Here is a 23,211-nt window from a genome sequence, read left to right as displayed (position 1 = left end):
TCCGGTAGTCGTGCACAGATGCCTGATGCGACGCTGACGCGTCTTATCATGCCTGGGATGGGCATACAAAATGCACGTTGTCGGCAGTCATCATTATTTGTTGTTGCGCAGATCCAGCGCCACGTCGACGATCATATCCTCCTGGCCGCCAACCATCCGGCGTTTGCCCAGCTCAACGAGAATATCCACCGCACTTAAGCCGTAACGCGCCGCTGCCGTTTCACAGTGACGCAAGAAACTGGAGTAAACGCCAGCGTATCCCAACGCCAGCGTTTCGCGATCGACACGTACCGGACGATCCTGCAACGGACGCACCAGGTCGTCAGCGGCATCCATTAACGCATAGAGATCGGTCCCATGCTGCCAGCCCAGTTTATCCGCGGCGGCAATAAACACTTCCAGCGGCGCGTTACCTGCACCCGCGCCCATCCCCGCGAGGCTGGCGTCGATGCGGTCACAGCCCTCTTCCACCGCCGCGATAGAGTTCGCCACGCCAAGACTCAGGTTATGGTGAGCATGCATGCCGGTTTGCGTTTCCGGTTTCAGCACCGCTTTCAGGGCGCGGAAACGGTCACGGATATCGCTCATGTTCATCGCACCGCCAGAATCCACCACATAAATACAGGTCGCACCGTAGCCTTCCATCAGCTTTGCCTGCTTCGCGAGATTCTCCGGCGTGGTCATGTGGCTCATCATCAGAAAGCCAACGGTATCCATTCCCAACTCACGGGCATACTGAATATGCTGGGCGGAAACATCAGCTTCGGTGCAGTGGGTCGCCACGCGCACCACCCGCGCGCCAGCCTGCCAGGCATTTTTCAGATCGTGAATAGTGCCAATTCCTGGCAGCAACAACGTCGCGATTTTGGCGTGCTTCACCACATCCGCCGCTGCTTCAATCCATTCAAGGTCGCTATATGCACCGAAACCATAGTTAAAACTGGAACCCTGCAAACCATCACCATGAGCCACTTCAATCGAATCCACGCGAGCATCATCCAGTGCTTTGGCAATCTGGCGGACATTTTCCAGCGAATACTGATGACGAATGGCGTGCATACCGTCACGCAACGTGACGTCCGAGATATAAAGTTTTTTACCGTTCATGCCGCTTCTCCTGCCTTGCGCGCCAGTGACTGGGCCATTTTTTCTGCTGTCGCCAGCGCACTGGAAGTCATAATGTCGAGGTTGCCTGCGTAGGCAGGCAGATAATGCGCTGCGCCTTCGACCTCCAGCCAGACCGCCGTTTTCAGACCGGAGAACTGACCAACGCCCGGTAAATTAACCGGTGTATCCTGCGGGATGACTTCAAACTGCACGCGCTGTTTCAGGCGATAACCCGGTACGTAAGCCTGCACCGCCTCAGCCATTTCATTGATTGAGGCTTCGATATCATCTTGTGAAGCTTCATCGCTCAATACATACACCGTGTCGCGCATCATCAACGGCGGCTCAGCCGGATTAAGCACAATAATCGCCTTCCCTTTTGCCGCGCCGCCCACGACTTCAATGGCTCGCGAGGTGGTTTCCGTAAATTCATCGATATTGGCACGCGTGCCGGGTCCGGCAGATTTACTAGCGATAGAAGCGATAATTTCGGCGTAATGAACACGCGCCACACGTGAAACAGCCGCCACCATCGGAATAGTTGCCTGGCCGCCGCAGGTGACCATATTGACGTTCAGTTGATCGACGTTTGCATCGAGGTTAACCACCGGCACACAGTAAGGGCCGATGGCAGCCGGCGTCAGGTCGATTAAGCGAATATCCGGTTTCGCTTCGCGCAGAGCGGCATCGTTTTTCACATGCGCGCCCGCGCTGGTAGCATCAAAGACAATGTCGATATCAGCAAATTCAGGCATGTTCATCAGCCCGATCACCCCTTCATGGGTGGTGGCGACGCCCATACGTCTGGCACGTGCCAGACCGTCGGACTGAGGGTCAATGCCGACCATCACCGCCATCTCCAGATGCTGACCGTGACGCAAAATTTTAATCATCAGATCGGTGCCAATGTTGCCAGAACCGATAATGGCGACTTTACGCTTACTCATGACAGACTTCCTTTTGGGGCCGCATTTGAAAATGTCGCAGCAACTGAGCCTATGCCTTCGATATGGGCTTCAAAACGATCGCCCGCATTTACCGCCACCATCGGACCTAATGCCCCGGTAAGAATGATATCTCCGGCGCGCAGCGGTTCACCCAGGCTGACCATTTTGCGTGCCAGCCAGACGGCGGCATTAAGTGGATGCCCCAGGCATTCGCTGCCGCGCCCGCTGGAAACCTCTTCGTTATTACGCGTCATCGTCATAGCGCAGTTTTTCAGGTCTAACCCTGCCGGACGTTGCGCCGGACCGCCGATGACATACACCCCGCAGGAGGCGTTATCTGCCACGGTATCGACAAACTGAATCGACCAGTCGCGAATACGGCTGCCCACCACTTCCAGCGCCGGAAGCACCCATTCAATGGCGTTATACAGTTCGTTAAACGTGGTATCGGTCGCGGGCAAATCGCGGTTTAGCACCAGTGCGATCTCCGCTTCAATGCGGGGTTGCAAGACGCGGGAAAAAGGAATGGTTTCGTTATCGCCATAACACATGTCGGCAAATAATGTTCCGAAATCCGGTTGTTCAACCCCCAGTTGTTGCTGCACTTTCGGATGCGTCAGTCCCACTTTACGCCCCACAACGCGACGCCCCTGCGCGACATCATGTTGCACATTGATGCGCTGAATCGCGTAGGCGGCTTTCGCGTTTTCAATACCAATCAAATCGCGCAGCGGCGCAATCGCTTCGCCCTGCTCTGCGGCGCGGCGTAAATCCGCCGCCAGTTGCTCAAGAGTATGCTTCGTCATGACCGTTCCTTAAGGACGTGCGAGGAAATTCAGCACCAGTTGATTGAAAGCGTCGGCATGTTCCCACTGCGCCCAGTGACCACAGTCGCGGAAGATATGCAGTTCAGAACCGGCGATACCGGACAGCAAACGCAGCCCCGCATCCATCGGCACAAAACGGTCGTTACGCCCCCAGACAATCAGGGTTTGCGCTTTAATTTCCGCCAGACGTGGACCAAAATCCGGGAACTGTTTCGGATTGGCTTCCAGGCTCTTAACGAAGTTATCCAGGTGATCGCGGCGCGACAGCATATTATTCAGGCGTGCTTCAAACAGAGCGTCGGTCAAATCGCTGGTATCGAAAACGAAGATATCCATCATCAGCTTCAGGTTTTCGATAGTCGGCTGACGATAAAGCTGATTCAGTCGCTTAATGCCTTCAGTTGGCATCGGCGTAAACAAACTCATGCCACCTGTACCGCCGCCCATCAGCACCAGTTTGCCGACGCGCTCCGGCCAGTTAAGAGTAAACGCAACAGAACTGTGCCCACCCATCGAGTTGCCCAGTAGGTGGATTTTGCCGATATCCAGTTGATCCACGACGCTTTTCAGGATGCGCGCATTGAGATCCGATCGCGAACCACTGTTAACGATCGAATCACTCTTACCCCATCCAGGACAATCCAGCAGGATCACCCGATAGCCCGCCTCTACCAGCGGATCGATATTGCGGCTGAAGTTCGCCCAGCCAGTAGCCCCCGGGCCGGAACCGTGCAGCAGGACAACGGTTTCGTCGCCTTGTCCGCTGTCATTAAAATGGATGCGTAGCGTTTTACCCGCGTCTTCTACATTCAGAAAACGGCTGGTGGCGGCTTCGGTTTGTGGCTGATAACTCATCATCTTCTCCTGCATATTCAGTTCTGTGTTCTGGCGCTTAACGAGCCAAATCCGGCAATCCACTCCGGGATTGGGCGGTAATAACGCCCTTCGCTACGCCAGTTGCCAAACGCAGAAATAGCGGCAAAAGCAGCGACCCAGGTTTTGATTTCATGTGTCGACTTTCCGGCAATGGCGGAAAGCTCTTCGTTACTGACGGCATCCAGTTCCTGTATGCGTCCCTGCTCCAGCAAAGTCATGAACTGGTTATCCCAAATCGGGTTAAGCGGATGCAGAGTTCTCTGATCCTCAACAAACTTCTCAGCGGCGTTAATCACCCGTTGCTGGCGCATTTCGCGCTCATTGGCGGGCAAATCTTTCCCACTACCCAACAGACGATCGCGCATATGGGCATCGGCTTTTGCCAGTTCGGGCACCGGCGGCTGATGGGAAAGCCCACCGGAACCAAGAAACAGCACGCGTTTATTCAGACTACTGGTGAAACGACCAATCGCTTCGCCCATCATTCGGGTTCGCTGAAAACCGGGCAGCGGCGTGGCGACGCCGTTGATGAATACAGGCAGGACCGGCACCTTATCCAGCCCACCGAGCAAAAACTCCAGCGGCTGGGCGAACCCATGATCCACCTGCATACAGTAAGAAACGGCAAGATCGATCCCGTTCTTCATTACGGCATGCGCACAAGCCTCCGCCAGCTCCACAGGCACGGGTAGCTCTCCCGCCGCACTGCCGAAATCACCAATTGCCGTCGCTCCGACGCCTAAACAGAACGGTGGCATCACGTCATAGAAAAAACCGTTGTAATGATCTGGCGCAAACAGCACCACCAGTTCAGGGGAGAAAGCCGCAATGCGCTCGCGGGCACTGGCAATCACGCCATTGACCTCATCGAGTACCTCTTGCGCCGGGTCGACATACCCCACCAGCGGCGAGTGGGAAAGACAGTGAAGATAAGCGTGCATATCAGGCTACCTTTTCGACAGAAACGTCGGCATCAGGGCGGTTCAGTGTCATCACCGACGCCAGTTTATTCAGCGTATTACCCAGAGTTTGCGGAATGGCGATGGCGGCAACAAAGCGATCCGGGCGCATCACCACCAGCGAAGCATTATGTTGTGCGAACCAGCTACGCAGGCGACCTTGCATATCACCCAGGCGCAGCACTCCGTCGTGGTTATCCTGCGCGATATGAATTTGCACTTCTGGCACCACCTGAATGAAGCGTGTGCCCAGCGCGCGCCACTGCTGGATTTGCTCATTGCTCATCCCCCACAGCGGATTGCATCCCCAGCCAATCACCGCGAAGTTCGCGCCGATCGCATTATCGAGCAGTGTTACGTCACCGTTTTCCAGCGTGACTTTCGGCTGAATAAACATCTTGCCGACCGGAGAGTGCTTCGCCTCGCCCTCACGTACCAGCGCACCGGCGTAGTATTGCGGCATCGGCTTGAAGCGCATTTCGAGGAAGTAGCGTTTTACTGGCGGCAAGTAATTCAGCAGCCAGGAAACGCCGTCACGCAAGCTGCCCTGCCAGCGTTTCGGAGGAGCCAGTACGTTGCCCGCCGTCACCGACAGGTCAATCATCGCTTTGGCGTGATCGCGACGTTCTTGTTGATAGGTATCGAGCAGCGCATCGCGAGCTTTCCCCTGGATAACCAACGCCAGTTTCCAGGCGAGGTTAAAGGCGTCGCGCATACCACTGTTATAGCCCTGCCCCTGCCATACCGGCATGATGTGCGCGGCATCGCCCGCCAGCAGTACGCGGTCAATACGAAAACGTTGCGCCAGCCGCGCGTTGTGGGTGTAAACACGCTGGCGAATCAATTCGACGTTGTCCGGATTAGGCAGCACTTTGCTTAACAGCTCGCGCATATTTTGCGGCTCGCAGAGCTGTTCTTCGGTTTCTCCCGGCATCACCATAAATTCAAAGCGACGTACCGCATGAGGCAGAGCCGCAGAAACATACGGGCGCACCGGATCGCAACACAAATAGATATGCGGCGTACTTAACGGATCGTTGGCGATATCCACCACAATCCACTGATTTGGTGCTGTTTTACCTTCAAACGGTACATTCAGGGTACGGCGGACAAAACTTGCTCCACCGTCACAGGCTACCAGCCACTGGGCTTTGACGGTTTCCCGCTGCCCTTCTGCCGTTTTCAGATGCAAGGTCACTTCGTCATCTTGTTGGCTGAAGGCCTCCAATTCGCGGGAAAACAGGCAGCGCACATTCGGAAAACGCGACAACCCTTCCAGCATCACTGCATCGACCTGCGGCTGAATAAAGGCGTTACGGCGCGGCCAGCCAAATTCATCGGTCATTGGCTGAATATCGGCAAAACAGCGACCTTTTGGGGTGAGGAAACGCATCGCGTGCCACGGCGTAGTATGCGGTAAAACATTATCAACGAGGCCGACCGACTGCATGGTGCGCAGCGCCTCGTCATCAATACCAATCGCACGGGGATAATCGATCAGTTTGTCGAGTTTCTCCACCACCAGCACGTCAATGCCCATCTGGCCGAGATAGTTCGCCATCATCAACCCGACCGGACCGGCACCAGCGATCGCCACCTGAACGCAATGGTTAACAGCAGGCTGGATGTCAGGGTGTTGTATTGCCATTTCAGTACCTCACGACTCGGATAAAATGCCGTTGCGCGCACAGTACAGCGCAACCCATTTTGTTAAAAACATGTAAATGATTTTTTATTGTGCGCTCAGTATAGGAAGGGGGTTTTCGGCTACAATCAAAACATGTCTGAGTGTGCACCAAGTGCACAACGTTGTTTTAACTATATAAATGTCAATTAATATGCAGAAAGATGAGCAGACGGAATACAAAACCGTGCGCGGCTTAACCCGCGGTCTAATGTTATTAAATATGTTAAATAAACTCGATGGCGGTGCCAGCGTCGGGCTGTTGGCGGAGCTCAGCGGCCTACATCGCACCACTGTGCGGCGACTGCTGGAAACGCTGCAGGAAGAGGGATATGTTCGCCGCAGTACCTCCGATGACAGTTTTCGTCTGACCATCAAAGTGCGGCAATTAAGCGAAGGATTTCGTGACGAACAATGGATTTCTGCACTGGCGGCCCCGCTACTGGGCGATCTGTTGCGCGAAGTGGTATGGCCGACAGATGTGTCCACGCTGGATGTTGACGCAATGGTAGTACGCGAAACCACCCACCGTTTCAGCCGGTTATCCTTTCACCGGGCGATGGTCGGGCGACGTTTACCGCTGCTGAAAACCGCCTCAGGACTGACCTGGCTGGCCTTTTGCCCGGAACAAGAACGCAAGGAGTTAATCGAAATGTTAGCCGCCCGTCCCGGTGATGACTATCAACTGGCACGAGAACCGTTAAAGCTGGAAGCCATTCTGGCACGCGCGCGCGAAGAGGGTTACGGACAGAACTACCGCTGCTGGGATCAGGAAGAGAAGATCGCCTCCATTGCCGTGCCCCTACGCAGTGAACAACGGGTGATTGGCTGTCTGAATCTGGTGTATATGGCGAGCGCAATGACCATCGAACAGGCAGCGGAAAAGCATCTTCCGGCGCTGCAACGGGTGGCAAAACAGATCGAAGAAGGTGTGGAATCGCAGGCTATTCTGGTGGCCGGACGGCGAAGCGGCGTGCATTTACGCTAGCGACGTCAATGTGTAATTTGGCCCATTCTCATCGTTATTCGCCCATTTGCCCACATGCACAGTACGGGCTGCACGCTACGCTAATGACATCAATACTGTGATGTGGAGCAAATCATGAAAATCACTCAAATTCGTAATGCCACCCAAATTATCCAATACGCTGGCAAAACATTTCTTATCGACCCGTTACTCGCGCCAAAAGGAAGTTATCCGGGTTTTGCCGGAACGGCACGCGCAGAAATCCGCAATCCAACGGTAGAATTACCGTGTGATTTAACAACGTTACTCAACGTTGACGCCCTAATCGTGACCCATTTGCATGAAGATCACTGGGACGAAACAGCCTCCCGCGTTGTCCCCAAAGATAAACTGATTTATGTGCAAAATGAGCAAGATGCTGAATCACTGCATAAACAAGGATTTACGCATCTTACCGTACTTACCGACGAGACTAAATTTGGCGATATAACTCTGCATAAAACGACAGGGCAGCACGGCTCCGATCGCACCTATGCCGACCCGGCTATGGCGAAGCGTTTAGGCGCAGCCTGCGGCGTTGTTTTCCGGCATCCGACAGAGAAAACGCTCTATCTGGCTGGCGATACCCTCTGGCGTGACGACGTCGAGGCTACAATGCTAACTTTCCAACCAGAAGTAGTTGTGTTGAATGCCGGATTTGCGCATGTTCTGGGGCATGGCGCGATAATTATGGGAGCAGAAGATATTCTCAAAACACATTTTACCCTGCCAGAAGCGCAAATTGTCGCGACACATATGGAGGCCGTAAACCACTGTTTGCTGACGCGTGATGCGCTCAAAGAATACGCCAGAGATAATCAAATTATCGAATTTGTGAACGTACCAGAAGATGGTGAAACGTTGACATTCTAATTCGGAGATAAAGAGTGTTATGCGCCCGCTGACTGTTGCCATTATCGCCGTTGCCGGTTTTAGTCCTTTTCACCTTTCCGTACCGTTTATCGTGTTTAGCGAAAAAATGGCGGAAAAAAAACGCTTTCACGTGATTATCTGCGCTGAAAAGCCGGGAAACGTGGACTCTGCCGATGGGTTTTCCGTAACCGCCACCCATGACTATACCGCAGTCATACAAGCGGATATTGTGATAATTCCTTACTGGGGAACAATTACACAAAAACCGCCACAAAAACTGCTGGAAGCCTTAACGACCGCACAGGATAACGGGGCACAGATTGTCGGGCTTTGCCTGGGCACGTTTGTGCTCGGCTATGCAGGTTTACTGAAAAATAAGCGTGCAGCCACGCACTGGGAGTTCGAACGTGAATTTCAGGCACGTTTTCCAGAAACACATCTGGATATTAACGCGTTGTATGTAGACGATGACGGCATTATTACCTCTGCCGGTACTGCCGCGGCGCTGGATTGCTGTTTGTATATTGTTCGGCAACATTTTGGCAGCGACTATGCTAACCACATTGCCCGACGGATGGTCGTACCGCCATATCGCACCGGCGGTCAGGCGCAGTTTATTGAGCAACCGGTGCCGAAAAATACCCATGATGAACGCATCAACCTCCTGCTGGATTACCTGCGGCAAAACATTGCGCAACAGCATGATCTCGACTCGCTGGCGCAGCGAGTAATGATGAGTCGCCGCACACTAACCCGCCATTTTATGAAAGCGACCGGTTCGAGTATCGCTGAATGGCTCATCACTGAACGCTTACGCCGTAGCCAGGAACTGTTGGGTTCCAGTCAGTTGCCCGTTGAGCGGATAGCGGCTGAGGTGGGCTTCCTCTCACCTGTGACGTGGCGTCAGCATTTTAAATCTCACTTCGGCGTCAGCCCCGCCGAATGGCGCAAAACCTTTCGTGGTATGGCATGATAGCGCCCGGAAGAGAGTCATTTCAGGGTGGTGAATGTGAAACCAGTAACGCTATACGATGTCGCTGAGTATGCCGGTGTGTCTTATCAGACCGTTTCCCGCGTGGTGAATCAGGCCAACCACGTTTCTGCGAAAACACGGGAAAAAGTGGAAGCGGCAATGGCAGCGCTGAATTACATTCCCAACCGCGTGGCACAGCAACTGGCAGGCAAACAGTCGTTACTGATTGGCGTTGCCACGTCCAGTCTGGCTCTGCACGCACCGTCACAAATTGTCGCGGCAATAAAATCCCGCGCCGATCAACTGGGAGCTAGCGTCGTAGTCTCGATGGTGGAACGAAGCGGCGTCGAAGCCTGTAAAGCGGCGGTACACAATCTTCTCGCGCAACGCGTCAGCGGTCTTGTCATCAACTACCCGCTGGATGAGCAAGATGCCATTGCTGTGGAAGCCGCCTGTGGTAACGTGCCCGTTTTGTTTCTTGACGCCTCTGACAGGTCACCCGTCAACAGTATTATTTTTTCCTATGACGACGGTACGCGGCTGGGCGTGGAGCATCTGGTCGAGTTGGGTCACCAGCAAATCGCGCTGTTAGCCGGTCCATTAAGTTCTGTCTCGGCGCGTCTGCGCCTGGCAGGCTGGCATAAATATCTCGGCCACAATCAACTTAAGCCAATAGCAGAGCTTGAAGGTGACTGGAGCGCAATATCGGGTTTTCAGCAAACCATGCAGATGCTGAATGAGGGCATCATCCCTACCGCAATGCTGGTTGCTAACGATCAGATGGCGCTGGGCGCAATGCGCGCCATTACCGAGTCCGGGCTGCGCGTCGGTGCGGATATCTCGGTTGTGGGATACGACGATACCGAAGATAGCTCGTGTTATATCCCACCGCTCACCACCATCAAACAGGATTTTCGCCTGCTGGGACAAACCAGCGTGGATCGCTTGCTGCAATTCTCCCAGGGCCAGGCGGTGAAGGGAAATCAGCTATTACCCGTGTCACTGGTTAAACGAAAAACCACGCAACCTCCGAACGCGCAAGCAGCCTCTCCCCGCGAATTGGCCGATTCTTTAATGCAACTGGCGCGACAAATTTCCCGACTAGAAGCCGGACAGTGAGCGCAACTCAATTAATGTGAGTCAGCTCACTCATTAGGCACCCCAGGCTTTACACTCTGTCCATCTGGCTCGTATGTTGTGTGAAATTGTGAGCGGATAACAATTTCACACAGGATACAGCTATGACCATGATTACGGATTCACTGGCCGTCGTATTACAGCGTCGTGATTGGGAAAACCCAGGCGTTACCCAACTCAATCGCCTTGCAGCACATCCCCCTTTTTCCAGTTGGCGCAATAGCAAAGAAGCCCGTGATAATCACCCTTCCCGTCAATTGCGCAGTCTGAATGGTGAATGGTTATTTACCTGGTTTCCGGCACCGGAAGCGGTGCCGGAAAGCTGGCTCGAACGCGATCTCCCAAAAGCCGATAATATTCCGGTGCCGTCAAACTGGCAGATGCTCGGTTACGATGCCCCCATTTATACCAACGTGACCTACCCCATTACGGTGAATCCGCCGTTTGTTCCCGCAGAAAACCCAACGGGTTGTTACTCGCTCACATTTAATGTTGATGAAAGCTGGCTCCAGGATGGCCAGACGCGGATTATCTTTGATGGTGTTAACTCGGCGTTTCACCTGTGGTGTAACGGACGCTGGGTTGGCTACGGCCAGGATAGCCGCCTGCCGTCTGAATTTGACCTGAGCGCCTTTTTGCACGCCGGAGAAAACCGCCTCGCGGTGATGGTGCTGCGCTGGAGTGACGGCAGTTATCTTGAAGATCAGGATATGTGGCGAATGAGCGGCATTTTCCGCGACGTCTCGTTGCTGCACAAACCGACCACGCAAATCAGCGATTTCCATGTTGCTACCCATTTTAATGACGATTTCAGCCGCGCCGTGCTGGAGGCTGAAGTGCGCATGGGTGGCGAGTTGCGCGACTTTCTGCGGGTAACAGTTTCTTTGTGGCAAGGTGAAACCCTGGTCGCCAGTAGCACCGCACCTTTCGGCAGCGAAATTATCGATGAGCGCGGCAGTTATACCGATCGCGTCACGCTACGTCTGAGCGTCGAAAATCCGGCGCTGTGGAGCGCAGAACTCCCGAACCTTTACCGTGCAGTTGTTGAACTGCACACCGCCGACGGTACGCTGATTGAAGCGGAAGCCTGTGATGTTGGCTTCCGTCAGGTACACATTGAAAATGGTCTGCTGTTACTGAATGGCAAACCGTTGCTGATTCGCGGCGTTAACCGCCACGAGCATCACCCTCTGCGCGGTCAGGTCATGGATGAGCAGACGATGGTGCAGGATATCCTGCTAATGAAGCAGAACAACTTTAACGCCGTGCGCTGTTCGCATTATCCGAACCATCCGCTGTGGTACACGCTGTGCGACCGCTACGGCTTGTATGTGGTGGATGAAGCTAATATCGAAACCCACGGCATGGTGCCGATGAATCGCCTGACGGATGATCCGCGCTGGTTACCGGCGATGAGCGAGCGCGTAACGCGGATGGTACAGCGCGATCGCAATCACCCGTGCGTGATTATCTGGTCGCTGGGTAATGAATCCGGTCACGGCGCTAATCACGACGCGCTCTATCGCTGGATAAAATCCGTCGATCCCTCCCGTCCGGTGCAGTATGAAGGTGGCGGAGCAGACACTACGGCTACCGATATTATTTGCCCGATGTATGCCCGTGTGGATGAAGATCAGCCCTTCCCGGCAGCACCGAAATGGTCAATCAAAAAATGGCTTTCACTGCCTGGTGAGTTGCGCCCGCTGATCCTTTGCGAATACGCCCACGCGATGGGTAACAGCCTCGGCGGCTTTGCCAAATACTGGCAGGCATTTCGTCAGTATCCGCGTTTACAAGGCGGCTTTGTCTGGGACTGGGTCGATCAGTCACTGATTAAATATGATGAAAACGGCAACCCGTGGTCGGCTTATGGCGGTGATTTTGGCGATACACCGAACGATCGCCAGTTTTGCATGAACGGTCTGGTCTTTGCCGACCGCACGCCGCATCCGGCGCTGACGGAAGCAAAACACCAACAGCAGTTTTTCCAGTTCCGCTTATCCGGGCGAACAATCGAAGTCACCAGCGAATACCTGTTCCGTCATAGCGATAACGAAATCCTGCACTGGTCGCTGGCGCTGGATGGCAAGCCGCTAACGAGTGGTGAAGTGCCTCTGGCTGTCGCGCCACAAGGAAAACAGTTGATTGAATTGCCTGAACTGCCCCAGCCGGAGAGTGTCGGGCAACTTTGGCTCACGGTACAGGTGGTGCAACCAAACGCGACCGCGTGGTCAGAAGCCGGACACATCAGCGCCTGGCAGCAATGGCGACTGGCAGAAAACCTCCGCGTAACGCTCTCGTCTGCGCCCCACTCCGCCCCGCAACTGACCACCAGCGAAACGGATTTTTGCATCGGGCTGGGTAATAAACGTTGGCAATTCAACCGCCAGTCAGGTCTTCTTTCACAAATGTGGATTGGCGATGAAAAACAACTGCTGACCCCGCTGCGCGATCAGTTCACCCGAGCGCCGCTGGATAATGACATTGGCGTAAGCGAAGCGACTCGTATTGACCCGAACGCCTGGGTAGAGCGCTGGAAAGCAGCAGGCCATTACCAGGCAGAAGCAGTGCTGTTGCAGTGTACGGCAGATCGGATTACCGACGCGGTACTGATTACGACTGCCCACGCGTGGCAGTATCAGGGGAAAACCTTATTTACCAGCCGGAAAACCTACCGTATTGATGGACACGGTGAGATGGCCATCAGCGTGGATGTTGAAGTAGCAGGTGATACGCCGCATCCGGCGCGGGTGGGCCTGACCTGCCAACTGGCACAAGTCGCAGAGCGGGTTAACTGGCTCGGATTAGGGCCGCAAGAAAACTATCCCGACCGCCTTACTGCGGCCTGTTTTGACCGCTGGGATATGCCGTTGTCAGAGATGTATACCCCATACGTCTTCCCGAGCGAAAACGGTCTACGCTGCGGAACACGCGAATTGAATTATGGCCCACACCAGTGGCGCGGCGACTTCCAGTTCAATATCAGCCGTTACAGCCAACAACAACTGATGGACACCAGCCATCGCCATCTGCTGCACGCGGAGGAAGGGAGCTGGCTGAATATCGACGGTTTCCATATGGGGATTGGCGGCGACGACTCCTGGAGTCCGTCAGTTTCGACGGAATTCCAGTTGAGCGCCGGTCACTACCATTACCAGTTGATCTGGTGTCAAAAATAATAATAACCGGGCAGGCAATGTCTGCCCGTATTTAGCGTAAGGAAATCCATTATGTTCTATCTAAAAAACACAAACTTTTGGATGTTCGGCTTATTCTTTTTCTTTTACTTTTTTATCATGGGGGCCTATTTCCCGTTTTTCCCGATTTGGCTACATGACATCAACCATATCAGCAAAAGTGATACCGGCATTATTTTTGCTGCTATTTCTCTGTTCTCCCTGTTATTTCAACCGTTGTTTGGTCTGCTTTCTGACAAACTCGGGCTGCGCAAATATCTGCTATGGATTATTACCGTCATGTTAATGATGTTTGCGCCGTTCTTTATTTTTATCTTTGGCCCACTGTTACAATATAATATTATATTAGGTTCGATTGTTGGCGGCATTTATCTTGGCTTCTGTTTTAACGCGGGTGCACCGGCAGTAGAAGCATTTATCGAGAAGGTCAGCCGTCGCAGTAATTTCGAATTTGGTCGCGCGCGGATGTTTGGTTGCGTTGGCTGGGCGCTGTGTGCCTCAATTGTCGGCATCATGTTCACCATCAATAACCACTTTGTCTTCTGGCTGGGTTCCGGCTGTGCGCTCATCCTCGCCGTTCTGCTTTTTTTCGCCAAAACAGATGCACCTTCTTCCGCCACGGTTGCCAATGCCGTAGGTGCAAATCATTCCGCATTTAGTCTTAAACTGGCGCTGGAGTTGTTCAAACAACCGAAACTGTGGTTTTTATCGCTGTATGTTATTGGTGTTTCCTGCACCTACGATGTTTTTGACCAACAGTTTGCTAATTTCTTTACTTCGTTTTTCACCACTGGTGAACAGGGTACGCGAGTATTTGGCTATGTCACAACAATGGGTGAATTACTTAACGCTTCGATTATGTTCTTTGCACCACTGATTATTAATCGCATCGGTGGGAAAAATGCCCTGCTGCTGGCTGGCACCATTATGTCTGTGCGTATTATTGGCTCATCGTTCGCCACCTCGGCGCTGGAAGTGGTTATTCTAAAAACACTGCATATGTTTGAAGTACCGTTCCTGCTGGTGGGCTGCTTTAAATATATTACCAGCCAGTTTGAAGTGCGTTTTTCGGCAACAATTTATCTGGTCTGTTTCTGCTTCTTTAAACAACTGGCGATGATTTTCATGTCTGTTCTGGCGGGCAATATGTATGAAAGCATCGGTTTCCAGGGCGCTTATCTGGTGCTGGGTCTGGTGGCGCTGGGCTTTACCTTAATTTCCGTATTCACGCTTAGCGGCCCAGGCCCGCTTTCCTTGCTGCGTCGGCAGGTGAACGAAGTCGCTTAAGCAATCAATGTCGGATGCGGCGCGAGCGCCTTATCCGACCAACATACCAGAGCAGAATAATCGTAATGAACATGCCAATGAGCGAAAGAATAAAAGCAGGAAAGTTATTTACCGATATGTGCGAAGGTTTACCTGAAAAAAGACTTCGTGGGAAAGCGTTGATGTATGAGTTTAATCACTCACATCCATCGGAAGTTGAAAAAAGGGAAAGCCTGATTAAAGAAATGTTTGCCACGGTAGGAGAAAATGCCTGGATAGAACCACCTGTTTATTTCTCTTATGGTTCCAACATCCATATAGGCCGCAATTTTTACGCAAATTTCAATTTAACCATCGTCGATGACCACACAGTCACTATCGGTGATAACGTACTGATTGCCCCCAACGTTACCCTTTCCGTTACCGGGCACCCTGTACACCATGAATTGAGAAAAAACGGAGAGATGTACTCTTTTCCGATAACGATTGGCAATAATGTCTGGATTGGGAGTCATGTGGTCATTAATCCAGGCGTCACCGTCGGAGAAAACTCTGTTATTGGCGCGGGCAGTGTCGTAACAAAAGACATTCCGCCAAATGTCGTTGCTGCAGGCGTTCCCTGTCGGGTTATTCGAGAAATAAACGAGCGTGATAAACAGTATTATTACAAAGATTATAAAGTTGAATCTTAAGGTTAAATAAGCACAGGAACAAAAGAAGGTAGCAGAGTAATGAATCATGGTAGCCACTGACACAAGTCAGTGGCTGTTCACCCCAGACGATTACCGTTTGTAGTCAATGGCTTCCGGCTGATCCAGATATACAGTGGTTTGTGCCGGTTGTGTACTGGCAATCACCTTACCGCCACGTACCGAATAACGTACCGGAACCTGACGACGCAGCGCGTCAAACCCATTTTCTGCAGGCAGGATAATCAGGTTGGCGCTGTTTCCAGCGGAAACACCATAATCCTGTAAATTGAGCGTTCTGGCACTATGATGGGTGATTAAATTCAGACCATCGTTAATCTGCCCGTAGCCCATCAACTGGCAAACATGCAGCCCCATATGCAGCACTTGCAGCATATTCGCCGTTCCCAGCGGATACCACGGATCGAAGACATCATCGTGACCAAAGCAGACGTTAATGCCGGACTCCAGCATCTCTTTGACGCGCGTAATGCCGCGACGTTTTGGATAAGTATCAAAACGTCCTTGCAGATGAATATTGACCAGCGGATTGGCAACAAAGTTAATGCCGGACATTTTCAGCAAGCGGAACAAGCGCGAAGTATACGCCCCGTTATAAGAGTGCATTGCGGTGGTGTGGCTGGCGGTGACGCGCGCGCCCATTCCTTCACGGTGCGCCAGCGCGGCAACAGTTTCGACAAAACGCGACTGCTCATCGTCTATCTCATCGCAGTGAACATCGATGAGACGGTCGTATTTTTGCGCCAGCGCGAAGGTTTTATGCAGCGACTCCACGCCGTATTCGCGGGTAAATTCAAAATGCGGAATCGCCCCCACTACGTCAGCTCCCAGGCGTAGCGCCTCTTCCAGCAACTCTTCACCGTTGGGATACGACAAAATCCCTTCCTGCGGGAAGGCGACGATTTGCAGGTCAATCCACGGCGCGACTTCCTGCTTCACTTCCAGCATCGCTTTCAGTGCAGTCAGGGTTGCGTCGGAGACATCTACATGGGTACGCACATGTTGAATGCCGTTGGCAATCTGCCATTTCAGCGTTTGCCAGGCGCGTTGCTTAACGTCGTCATGGGTTAATAACGCTTTGCGCTCGGCCCAGCGTTCAATGCCTTCAAACAGCGTGCCGGACTGATTCCAGTTCGGTTGCCCGGCAGTTTGCGTGGTGTCCAGGTGAATATGCGGTTCCACAAACGGCGGTAAAACTAAACCTTTCTCAGCATCCAGACTGTTTTCAGTCACGGGCATGACGCCGGATTGCGCATCAATGGCGCTGATTTTTCCGTCCTGCAGATGAATCTGCCACAGCCCCTCTTTGCCGGGTAACCGGGCGTTAATAATTGTCTGTAAAGCGTTATTCGACACTGTTAGCCTCCACATGCGTCATTGCTGCTGTCGTTCTGCGATTCAAAATCGGGTTAAGGATCAGATAGCTCAGCGCGCCACCTAATACAGCGTTGACCGGAACAATCCCCGGTAACCAGTGGCCTGCGGCAATCCCCAGCGCGACAGCCAGAATCGCCACCCAATTGACACTCATCATACGCGTGGTCGCAAAGTGCTCATAGCGGCGACGGTTCATCAGATAGTCCGCGATGATTACGCCGCCAACGGGAGGGATAGCTGCCGAAAGAAAGGTCAGCCAGCCGACAAAATTGTTGTACAGCCATAATGCGCAGACCGTACCGATAATACCGTTGATGACCAAAAGGGTTTTGCTCGACATACCGGTAATGTTGGCGAAACCTAAACCCGACGCATAGAGCGCGTTATCGTTGGTGGTCCAGATATTCAACCCCAGCACCACAATCGCAGGCAGCAGCAGGCCCTGAGCAATCATCACATCAGAGATATCTGCCATGCCCAATGCCGCAGCACCTGCCGCACCGAAAATAAACATCAACGAGTTGCCGAGGAAAAAGGCCACCATCGCCACCAGCACCGCCAGTTTGGCATTGCGACCAAAACGGACAAAGTCGGCAGTGAGCGTACCTGCACTGATAAATGAACCGACAACCAGCGCCAGCGCGACATTGAAATCTAGCGGTTGTGCGGGAACGACCGCTTTTAATGCCTCCAGACCGCCCATGCCGTTAACGGCCAGCCACACGGAATAACCGCCAAGACAGGCGATCGCCGGAACCGCAATTACAGAAAGAACTGTCAGCGCCGAAATGCCAAAGAACACGGTGACGGTCATCAGTAAACCAGAGACGGCGATGAGCAGATTAATATCCAATCCCGTCGCCTTGCCCACCGGAATGGCAAACATCGCCACGCCAACACCAAACCAGCCAACCTGGGTGCCGCCCAGCAGCAGTGAAGGTAGCCATGAACCTTTAACACCAAAAGAGAAGCGAGCAAGAAGATGGGTCGTCAGGCCGGTTTTTGCGCCAATGTAGCCAAGAAATGAAGTGTAAATACCGAGGAGAAGATTACCGATGAGGACTGCGAGGAAGAAATCATGATAGCTAAGACCGGTTCCGAGAGTGCCGCCGGTCCACATACTGGCGGAAAAGAAGGTTAATCCCAGCATGACGAACGTCAATGCCAATACCCCTTTCCGCGCCGACTGCGGGACTGGCCCCTGGCTAAAGTTGTTATCTTGCGACACGAAATTCCTCCGTTTGCTGTTTGAAACCCAAAAAATCCGCCGCATTCTATTCATCTGAAAATAAAAAGCAATCGTTTCCGTGGTGGAATATATTTTTTATATGAATGAGTGCGAAAAAGTGGATAAAAAATTATCTCTGGAAAAACAGTGGGTAGACTTGATAAGACGCGCCAGCGTCGCATCAGGCATCAAAGCACGGTTGTCGGATGCGGCACGAGCGCCTTATCCGACCTACGGTTCAGACCTGCAGGCCTGATAAGACGCACCAGCGTCGCATCAGGCATCAAAGCACGGTTGTCGGATGCGGCACGAGCGCCTTATCCGACCTACGGTTCAGACCTGCAGGCCTGATAAGACGCACCAGCGTCGCATCAGGCATCAAAGCACGGTTGTCGGATGCGGCGCGCGACGCGTCCGACAATACCTTACTCTTCCATCGCCTGGCGGATCTGATCCAACGACGCGGGATCATCAATGGTCGTCAGATCCCCCGGATCGCGTCCTTCGCAAATGGCCTGGATCGTGCGGCGCAACATTTTTCCGGATCGCGTTTTCGGCAACTGCGAGACAAACCAAACGTGCGCCGGGCGGCCAAAGTTGCCAATCTGGCTGTCCACCAGCGCCATAATTGCCTTTTCTTCGGAGTGTGCCACCTCGCGGTCTTCCAGACTGTCGCTCTCTTTCGGAATAACAAACGCCACCGCCACCTGCCCTTTCAACGCATCTTTCACCCCTACCACCGCCACTTCGGCAACGCCAGGATGACTGGAGATACTCTCTTCAATCTCGCGCGTGCCCAGCCGATGCCCGGCAACGTTAATCACATCATCAGTGCGCCCGAGAATAAAGTGATAGCCGTCAGCATCGCGGATACCCCAGTCAAAGGTGGCATATACCGGACGGGAAAACAGCGACCAGTATGTCTTCACAAAGCGGTCGTCGTCACCCCAGATAGTCTGAATACAGCCCGGCGGCAGCGGCCCTTCCACCACCAGCATCCCTTTCTCATTCACGCCGCACGGTTCGCCAGTAGCTTCGTTGAGCAACTGCACATTGTAGCCATACATCGGCACGCCGGGGCTTCCCAGACGCGTCGGCCTGTCGTCCAGGCCTCGAGCAATCGCCATAATCGGCCAGCCGGATTCGGTCTGCCAGTAGTTGTCGATGACCGGCACATCCAGCGTATTGCTCACCCAACTGGCGGTCGGTTCATCCAGCGGTTCTCCTGCCAGATAGAGCACTTCCAGCGACGAGAGATCGTGTTTACGAATTTCAGCAGTAGGAAATTTTTTCAGCACGCGAATAGCGGTCGGCGCTGAGAACATTCGGCTCACCTGATATTTCTCGACAATTTTCCACCACACGCCACAGTCCGGCCAGGTCGGCAACCCTTCGTAAACAATGGTCGCCATCCCCGCCAGCAGCGGTGCGTAGACAATATAAGAATGCCCCACCACCCAGCCGATATCCGACGCGCAAAAGAACACACCGCCCGCTTTGCCACCAAAAATGGTTTCCATTGAGGTTGCCAGCGCCACCGCATAACCGCCGACGTCACGCTGCACGCCTTTAGGTTTTCCGGTCGTGCCGGAGGTGTAGAGAATGCAGGAAGTTTCGTTAGATTCCAGCCAGGCGACCGGCACCCGCGCGCCGATGTGCTGATGACGCAACGAAGCGAAATCAACATCCCGCCCGCTGACGCGCGCCATTTTCGCCAGCCCGCGATCCACCAGCAAAACGTGGCGCGGTTGGTGCTGCGCCTGCTTTATCGCATCATCGAGCAATTTTTTATAGGGAATGATTTTGCCGCCACGCGCCCCGGCATCTGCCGAGACAATCAGCACCGGTTTGGCGTCGTCGATTCGTGCCGCCACGCTGTGCGAAGCAAATCCACCAAATACCACCGAGTGAATAGCACCAATCCGCGCGCAGGCCAGCAGGGTAATGTGCGCTTCGGCAATCATCGGCATATACACCAGCACCCGATCGCCGCGCTGCACGCCCAATGAGCGCAACATTGACGCCACCGCGTTCACTTCGTCATATAACTGGCGAAAGGTAAACGTGCGCTCTTCTTCTGTTTCCGAAGAGACGGCAATCAGCGCCAGCGCCTCTGGCTGTTTCTCCAGCCAGCGGTCGACGGCGTTGTGGCACAAATTGGTTCGGCCTTCACAAAACCAACGGGCAAACGGCGGATTGCTGTGATCGAGCGTTTGCGTAAAGGGCGTCTGCCAGTCGATACGCAGGGCCTGCTCGGCCCAGAACTGCTCCGGTTCGTTAATCGAACGCTGATAAAATTCGCTAAAAGACATAATGCTCTCCTGTTGAACTTACGCCTTACCGCCGTTTGCTTAAATCACGTACAGGTCGAGATACTCATTGACCGGCATCTGCTCGAGGCGAGTTCTGTCGAGAGAAACCGCCAGAATGTGCTGCTGCTGGCGAGTCGGGAACTGGCGCGCAAGGTTGATTTTGAATTTATCGACCAGCTTCGGAATGCCATCCTGACGGCGGCGGGCATGACCAATTGGGTACTCCACCACCACTTCTTCAAAGCGCGTACCGTCGGTGAACTCAAGGGTAATGGCGTTGGCAATAGCGCGTTTTTCCGGGTCGTGGTAGTCGGCAGTAAACGCCGGATCTTCAAAGCAAGTGATCTTCTCGCGCAGGGCGTCGATGCGTTTATCTTGCGCAACCTTGTCTTCGTAATCTGCCGCCGTTAAGCGCCCAAACAGCAGCGGGATCGCCACCATGTACTGAATGCAGTGGTCGCGGTCAGCCGGGTTATTGAGCGGCCCTTTTTTGTCGATGATGCGAATACAGGCTTCGTGGGTGCGGATGGTCACTTTTTCGATATCCGCCGCTGTTTTACCTGCAGCCTGCATCTGTTCATAGAGCGTCATCGCCGCTTCAACTGCCGTCTGGGAGTGGAACTCCGCCGGGAAGGAGATTTTGAACAGCACATTTTCCATAACGTAGGAACCGTACGGACGTTGGAAGCGGAACGACTCACCTTTGAAGGAGACGTCGTAGAAGCCCCACACCGGCGCAGTCAGGGCTGACGGATAACCCATTTCGCCGGTTTTCGCCATCAGCGCCAAACGTACCGCGCGGGATGTGGCATCGCCCGCCGCCCAGGATTTACGCGTGCCGGTGTTCGGCGCATGACGATAGGTACGCAGCGACTGACCGTCCACCCACGCCAGCGAAACAGCGTTGAGAATTTCCTCGCGGGTCAGGCCGAGCATTTCGGCCACCACGGCGGTGGAAGCCACTTTCACTAACAGAACGTGGTCGAGGCCGACGCGATTAAAGGAGTTTTCCAGCGCGATGCAGCCCTGAATTTCGTGGGCTTTGATCATTGCGGTCAGCACGTGCTTCATGGTCAATGGCGCTTTGCCGCTGGCGACTGCGTTGCGGGATAACCAGTCCGCCGTGGCAAGAATACCGCCGAGGTTGTCGGAAGGATGGCCCCACTCCGCTGCCAGCCAGGTATCGTTGAAATCGAGCCAGCGGATCATCGCACCGATGTTAAACGCAGCCTGGACAGGGTCGAGCTGGAACTGAGTTCCGGGGACACGCACGCCGTTAGGTACGACGGTGCCGGGGACAATTGGCCCCAGCAGTTTTTTACAGGCTGGATATTCCAGCGCTTCCAGACCACAGCCGAGGGTATCGAGCAGGCAGTAATGGGCGGTGTCGTAGGCCACTCTGGAACTGATTTCGTAATTCATGACGTAATCGACGATATCAACGATTTCACGGTCGAATTCCGGGCGGATGTTGTTGATTTGAGCTGACATTGGGTACGTTTCCTTATTGTTATTCGTAGAGGTTTACTGGCGCTTATCCAGCGCAACAAACTGACGGTCTTCCGGTCCAACGTAATTCGCGGAAGGACGGATAATTTTGTTGTCCTGACGTTGTTCAATAATGTGCGCCGCCCAGCCGGTAACGCGAGCGATGACAAACAGCGGAGTGAACATCTCAGTGGGGACGCCCATCATGTTGTAGGAAACGGCAGAGAACCAGTCGAGATTGGGGAACATCTTTTTCGTCTCCCACATCACCGTTTCCAGACGATCGGCGATGTTGTACATCTTCAGTGAACCGCCTTCCTGCGAGAGCTGCTTCGCCACACGTTTGATCACCTGATGGCGCGGATCGGCAATGGTATAAACCGGGTGCCCGAAACCAATGACCACTTCTTTGTTTTCCACGCGTTTACGAATATCCGCTTCGGCTTCATCCGGCGTTTCGTAGCGTTGTTGGATCTCCAGCGAAACTTCATTCGCCCCGCCGTGTTTCGGCCCACGCAGTGCGCCGATTGCGCCGATAATGGCTGAATACATGTCAGAACCGGTGCCCGCAATAACCCGGCTGGTGAAGGTGGAGGCGTTAAACTCGTGCTCGGCGTACAGCACCAGCGAAATTTGCATCGCCTTTTCCCAACTTTGCGACGGCTTTTCGCCATGCAGCAGATGCAGGAAGTGGCCGCCGATGGAGTCGTCATCGGTTTCCGGCTGGATGCGTTCGCCGTTGTGGCTGTAGTGATACCAATAGAGAAGAATCGAACTCAGCGACGCCAATAATTTGTCAGCAATATCCCGCGCGCCTGAGACGGTGTGCCCCTCTTTTTCCGGCAGCGTACAGCCGAGCGCAGAAACGCCTGTGCGCATGACATCCATCGGGTGCGACGCCGCAGGTAAGGCCTCCAGCACGGTACGCACGTTAGCCGGTAAGCCGCGCAGGGCTTTCAGTTTCGTTTTGTAAGCGGAGAGTTCGTCACGGGTCGGCAGTTTGCCGTGGATCAGCAGATGCGCCACTTCTTCAAATTCGCAATGTTCTGCGAGGTCGAGAATATCGTAACCACGGTAGTGCAGGTCATTGCCGCTTTTACCCACCGTGCAGAGCGCCGTATTGCCCGCCGGAACGCCGGAAAGTGCCACAGATTTTTTCGGTTTAATGACATGGGTACTGTTTTGCAGGATCGTTGTGTCGCTCATGTTGTCCTCGTCATTGTTATCATTTGTAGGGTCGGGAT

General features: G+C 53.6%; 19 protein-coding genes. 8 read left to right on the top strand and 11 right to left on the bottom strand.

Annotated elements, in window-relative coordinates; genetic code table 11:
* Positions 1-93: 93 nt before the first annotated feature.
* The 6 genes from mhpE to A1SC_RS01505 are packed head-to-tail and all read right to left on the bottom strand — an operon-like array spanning position 94 to position 6,364.
* Entirely contained in the window at positions 94-1,107 is a 1,014-nt protein-coding gene (gene mhpE / locus A1SC_RS01480; RefSeq protein ID WP_001515848.1) for a 4-hydroxy-2-oxovalerate aldolase, read from the bottom strand.
* Entirely contained in the window at positions 1,104-2,054 is a 951-nt protein-coding gene (mhpF, locus tag A1SC_RS01485) for an acetaldehyde dehydrogenase (RefSeq protein ID WP_001515847.1), read from the bottom strand. The genes mhpE and mhpF overlap by 4 nt, the downstream gene beginning before the upstream one ends.
* Positions 2,051-2,860: a 2-keto-4-pentenoate hydratase gene (gene mhpD / locus A1SC_RS01490; RefSeq protein ID WP_016262977.1), complete on the bottom strand. Its 810-nt coding sequence runs from the start codon at positions 2,858-2,860 to the stop codon at positions 2,051-2,053. The genes mhpF and mhpD overlap by 4 nt, the downstream gene beginning before the upstream one ends.
* 9 nt (positions 2,861-2,869) lie before the next feature.
* Positions 2,870-3,736 carry a 2-hydroxy-6-oxonona-2,4-dienedioate hydrolase gene (gene mhpC / locus A1SC_RS01495; protein ID WP_016262976.1) on the bottom strand — a complete coding sequence of 289 codons (867 nt, stop codon included), beginning with the start codon at positions 3,734-3,736 and terminating at the stop codon, positions 2,870-2,872.
* 17 nt (positions 3,737-3,753) lie between these two features.
* Entirely contained in the window at positions 3,754-4,698 is a 945-nt protein-coding gene (mhpB, locus tag A1SC_RS01500) for a 2,3-dihydroxyphenylpropionate/2,3-dihydroxicinnamic acid 1,2-dioxygenase (RefSeq protein ID WP_016248402.1), read from the bottom strand.
* 1 nt (position 4,699) lies between these two features.
* Positions 4,700-6,364: a bifunctional 3-(3-hydroxy-phenyl)propionate/3-hydroxycinnamic acid hydroxylase gene (locus A1SC_RS01505; RefSeq protein ID WP_001515845.1), complete on the bottom strand. Its 1,665-nt coding sequence runs from the start codon at positions 6,362-6,364 to the stop codon at positions 4,700-4,702.
* 190 nt (positions 6,365-6,554) lie between these two features.
* Here A1SC_RS01505 and A1SC_RS01510 point away from each other — a divergent pair, with 190 nt between their 5' ends.
* The 7 genes from A1SC_RS01510 (at position 6,555) to lacA (ending at position 15,544) form a co-directional block, all read left to right on the top strand.
* Entirely contained in the window at positions 6,555-7,388 is an 834-nt protein-coding gene (locus A1SC_RS01510) for a DNA-binding transcriptional regulator (RefSeq protein WP_001515844.1), read from the top strand.
* A 114-nt stretch (positions 7,389-7,502) separates the two neighbouring features.
* Positions 7,503-8,279 (top strand): MBL fold metallo-hydrolase, encoded by a 777-nt coding sequence (locus A1SC_RS01515; protein ID WP_001515843.1) that lies wholly within the window; start codon positions 7,503-7,505, stop codon positions 8,277-8,279.
* 19 nt (positions 8,280-8,298) lie between these two features.
* Entirely contained in the window at positions 8,299-9,252 is a 954-nt protein-coding gene (locus A1SC_RS01520; protein WP_001247693.1) for an OI-19-encoded virulence regulator OvrA, read from the top strand.
* A 36-nt stretch (positions 9,253-9,288) separates the two neighbouring features.
* The gene (locus A1SC_RS01525) at positions 9,289-10,371 is read left to right on the top strand and encodes a LacI family DNA-binding transcriptional regulator (RefSeq protein WP_024214662.1); all 1,083 of its coding nucleotides are present in this window, start codon (positions 9,289-9,291) and stop codon (positions 10,369-10,371) included.
* 122 nt (positions 10,372-10,493) lie between these two features.
* Positions 10,494-13,568, top strand: coding sequence for a beta-galactosidase (locus A1SC_RS01530; protein ID WP_016262974.1), 3,075 nt, complete (start codon positions 10,494-10,496; stop codon positions 13,566-13,568).
* 51 nt (positions 13,569-13,619) lie between these two features.
* Positions 13,620-14,873, top strand: a complete 1,254-nt coding sequence (gene lacY, locus A1SC_RS01535) for a lactose permease (RefSeq protein ID WP_000499565.1) — start codon at positions 13,620-13,622, stop codon at positions 14,871-14,873.
* Between the two features lie 65 nt (positions 14,874-14,938).
* Positions 14,939-15,544: a galactoside O-acetyltransferase gene (lacA, locus tag A1SC_RS01540; protein WP_016262973.1), complete on the top strand. Its 606-nt coding sequence runs from the start codon at positions 14,939-14,941 to the stop codon at positions 15,542-15,544.
* A 90-nt stretch (positions 15,545-15,634) separates the two neighbouring features.
* On the opposite strand, the gene codA is transcribed toward lacA, so the two are convergent.
* Positions 15,635-16,918, bottom strand: a complete 1,284-nt coding sequence (gene codA / locus A1SC_RS01545) for a cytosine/isoguanine deaminase (protein ID WP_001515837.1) — start codon at positions 16,916-16,918, stop codon at positions 15,635-15,637.
* Positions 16,908-18,167, bottom strand: a complete 1,260-nt coding sequence (gene codB / locus A1SC_RS01550; protein WP_016262972.1) for a cytosine permease — start codon at positions 18,165-18,167, stop codon at positions 16,908-16,910. The genes codA and codB overlap by 11 nt, the downstream gene beginning before the upstream one ends.
* A 100-nt stretch (positions 18,168-18,267) precedes the next feature.
* On the opposite strand from codB, the gene A1SC_RS25560 reads away from it, so the two are divergent.
* Complete coding sequence (locus A1SC_RS25560; protein WP_164081226.1) at positions 18,268-18,423, top strand: hypothetical protein; 156 nt, start codon at positions 18,268-18,270, stop codon at positions 18,421-18,423.
* 169 nt (positions 18,424-18,592) lie between these two features.
* Here the strand turns inward: A1SC_RS25560 and prpE are convergent, their stop codons facing one another.
* The 3 genes from prpE to prpC are packed head-to-tail and all read right to left on the bottom strand — an operon-like array spanning position 18,593 to position 23,173.
* Positions 18,593-20,479, bottom strand: coding sequence for a propionate--CoA ligase (prpE, locus tag A1SC_RS01555; protein WP_016248397.1), 1,887 nt, complete (start codon positions 20,477-20,479; stop codon positions 18,593-18,595).
* 39 nt (positions 20,480-20,518) lie between these two features.
* The gene (locus tag A1SC_RS01560) at positions 20,519-21,970 is read right to left on the bottom strand and encodes a bifunctional 2-methylcitrate dehydratase/aconitate hydratase (RefSeq protein ID WP_016262971.1); all 1,452 of its coding nucleotides are present in this window, start codon (positions 21,968-21,970) and stop codon (positions 20,519-20,521) included.
* A 33-nt stretch (positions 21,971-22,003) separates the two neighbouring features.
* Positions 22,004-23,173 carry a bifunctional 2-methylcitrate synthase/citrate synthase gene (prpC, locus tag A1SC_RS01565; RefSeq protein ID WP_016262970.1) on the bottom strand — a complete coding sequence of 390 codons (1,170 nt, stop codon included), beginning with the start codon at positions 23,171-23,173 and terminating at the stop codon, positions 22,004-22,006.
* Positions 23,174-23,211 lie beyond the last annotated feature (38 nt).

Origin of the sequence: Escherichia sp. KTE52 (assembly GCF_000408325.1) — a bacterium.
Taxonomy (GTDB): domain Bacteria; phylum Pseudomonadota; class Gammaproteobacteria; order Enterobacterales; family Enterobacteriaceae; genus Escherichia; species Escherichia marmotae.
This window is presented reverse-complemented; position numbering and strand designations above follow the sequence as displayed.

Coding starts and splice junctions, on each gene's coding strand:
- mhpE (WP_001515848.1), bottom strand. CDS start 1,107: ATGAACGGTAAAAAACTTTATATCTCGGACGTCACGTTGCGTGACGGT.
- mhpF (WP_001515847.1), bottom strand. CDS start 2,054: ATGAGTAAGCGTAAAGTCGCCATTATCGGTTCTGGCAACATTGGCACC.
- mhpD (WP_016262977.1), bottom strand. CDS start 2,860: ATGACGAAGCATACTCTTGAGCAACTGGCGGCGGATTTACGCCGCGCC.
- mhpC (WP_016262976.1), bottom strand. CDS start 3,736: ATGAGTTATCAGCCACAAACCGAAGCCGCCACCAGCCGTTTTCTGAAT.
- mhpB (WP_016248402.1), bottom strand. CDS start 4,698: ATGCACGCTTATCTTCACTGTCTTTCCCACTCGCCGCTGGTGGGGTAT.
- A1SC_RS01505 (WP_001515845.1), bottom strand. CDS start 6,364: ATGGCAATACAACACCCTGACATCCAGCCTGCTGTTAACCATTGCGTT.
- A1SC_RS01510 (WP_001515844.1), top strand. CDS start 6,555: ATGCAGAAAGATGAGCAGACGGAATACAAAACCGTGCGCGGCTTAACC.
- A1SC_RS01515 (WP_001515843.1), top strand. CDS start 7,503: ATGAAAATCACTCAAATTCGTAATGCCACCCAAATTATCCAATACGCT.
- A1SC_RS01520 (WP_001247693.1), top strand. CDS start 8,299: ATGCGCCCGCTGACTGTTGCCATTATCGCCGTTGCCGGTTTTAGTCCT.
- A1SC_RS01530 (WP_016262974.1), top strand. CDS start 10,494: ATGACCATGATTACGGATTCACTGGCCGTCGTATTACAGCGTCGTGAT.
- lacY (WP_000499565.1), top strand. CDS start 13,620: ATGTTCTATCTAAAAAACACAAACTTTTGGATGTTCGGCTTATTCTTT.
- lacA (WP_016262973.1), top strand. CDS start 14,939: ATGAACATGCCAATGAGCGAAAGAATAAAAGCAGGAAAGTTATTTACC.
- A1SC_RS25560 (WP_164081226.1), top strand. CDS start 18,268: ATGAATGAGTGCGAAAAAGTGGATAAAAAATTATCTCTGGAAAAACAG.
- prpE (WP_016248397.1), bottom strand. CDS start 20,479: ATGTCTTTTAGCGAATTTTATCAGCGTTCGATTAACGAACCGGAGCAG.
- A1SC_RS01560 (WP_016262971.1), bottom strand. CDS start 21,970: ATGTCAGCTCAAATCAACAACATCCGCCCGGAATTCGACCGTGAAATC.
- prpC (WP_016262970.1), bottom strand. CDS start 23,173: ATGAGCGACACAACGATCCTGCAAAACAGTACCCATGTCATTAAACCG.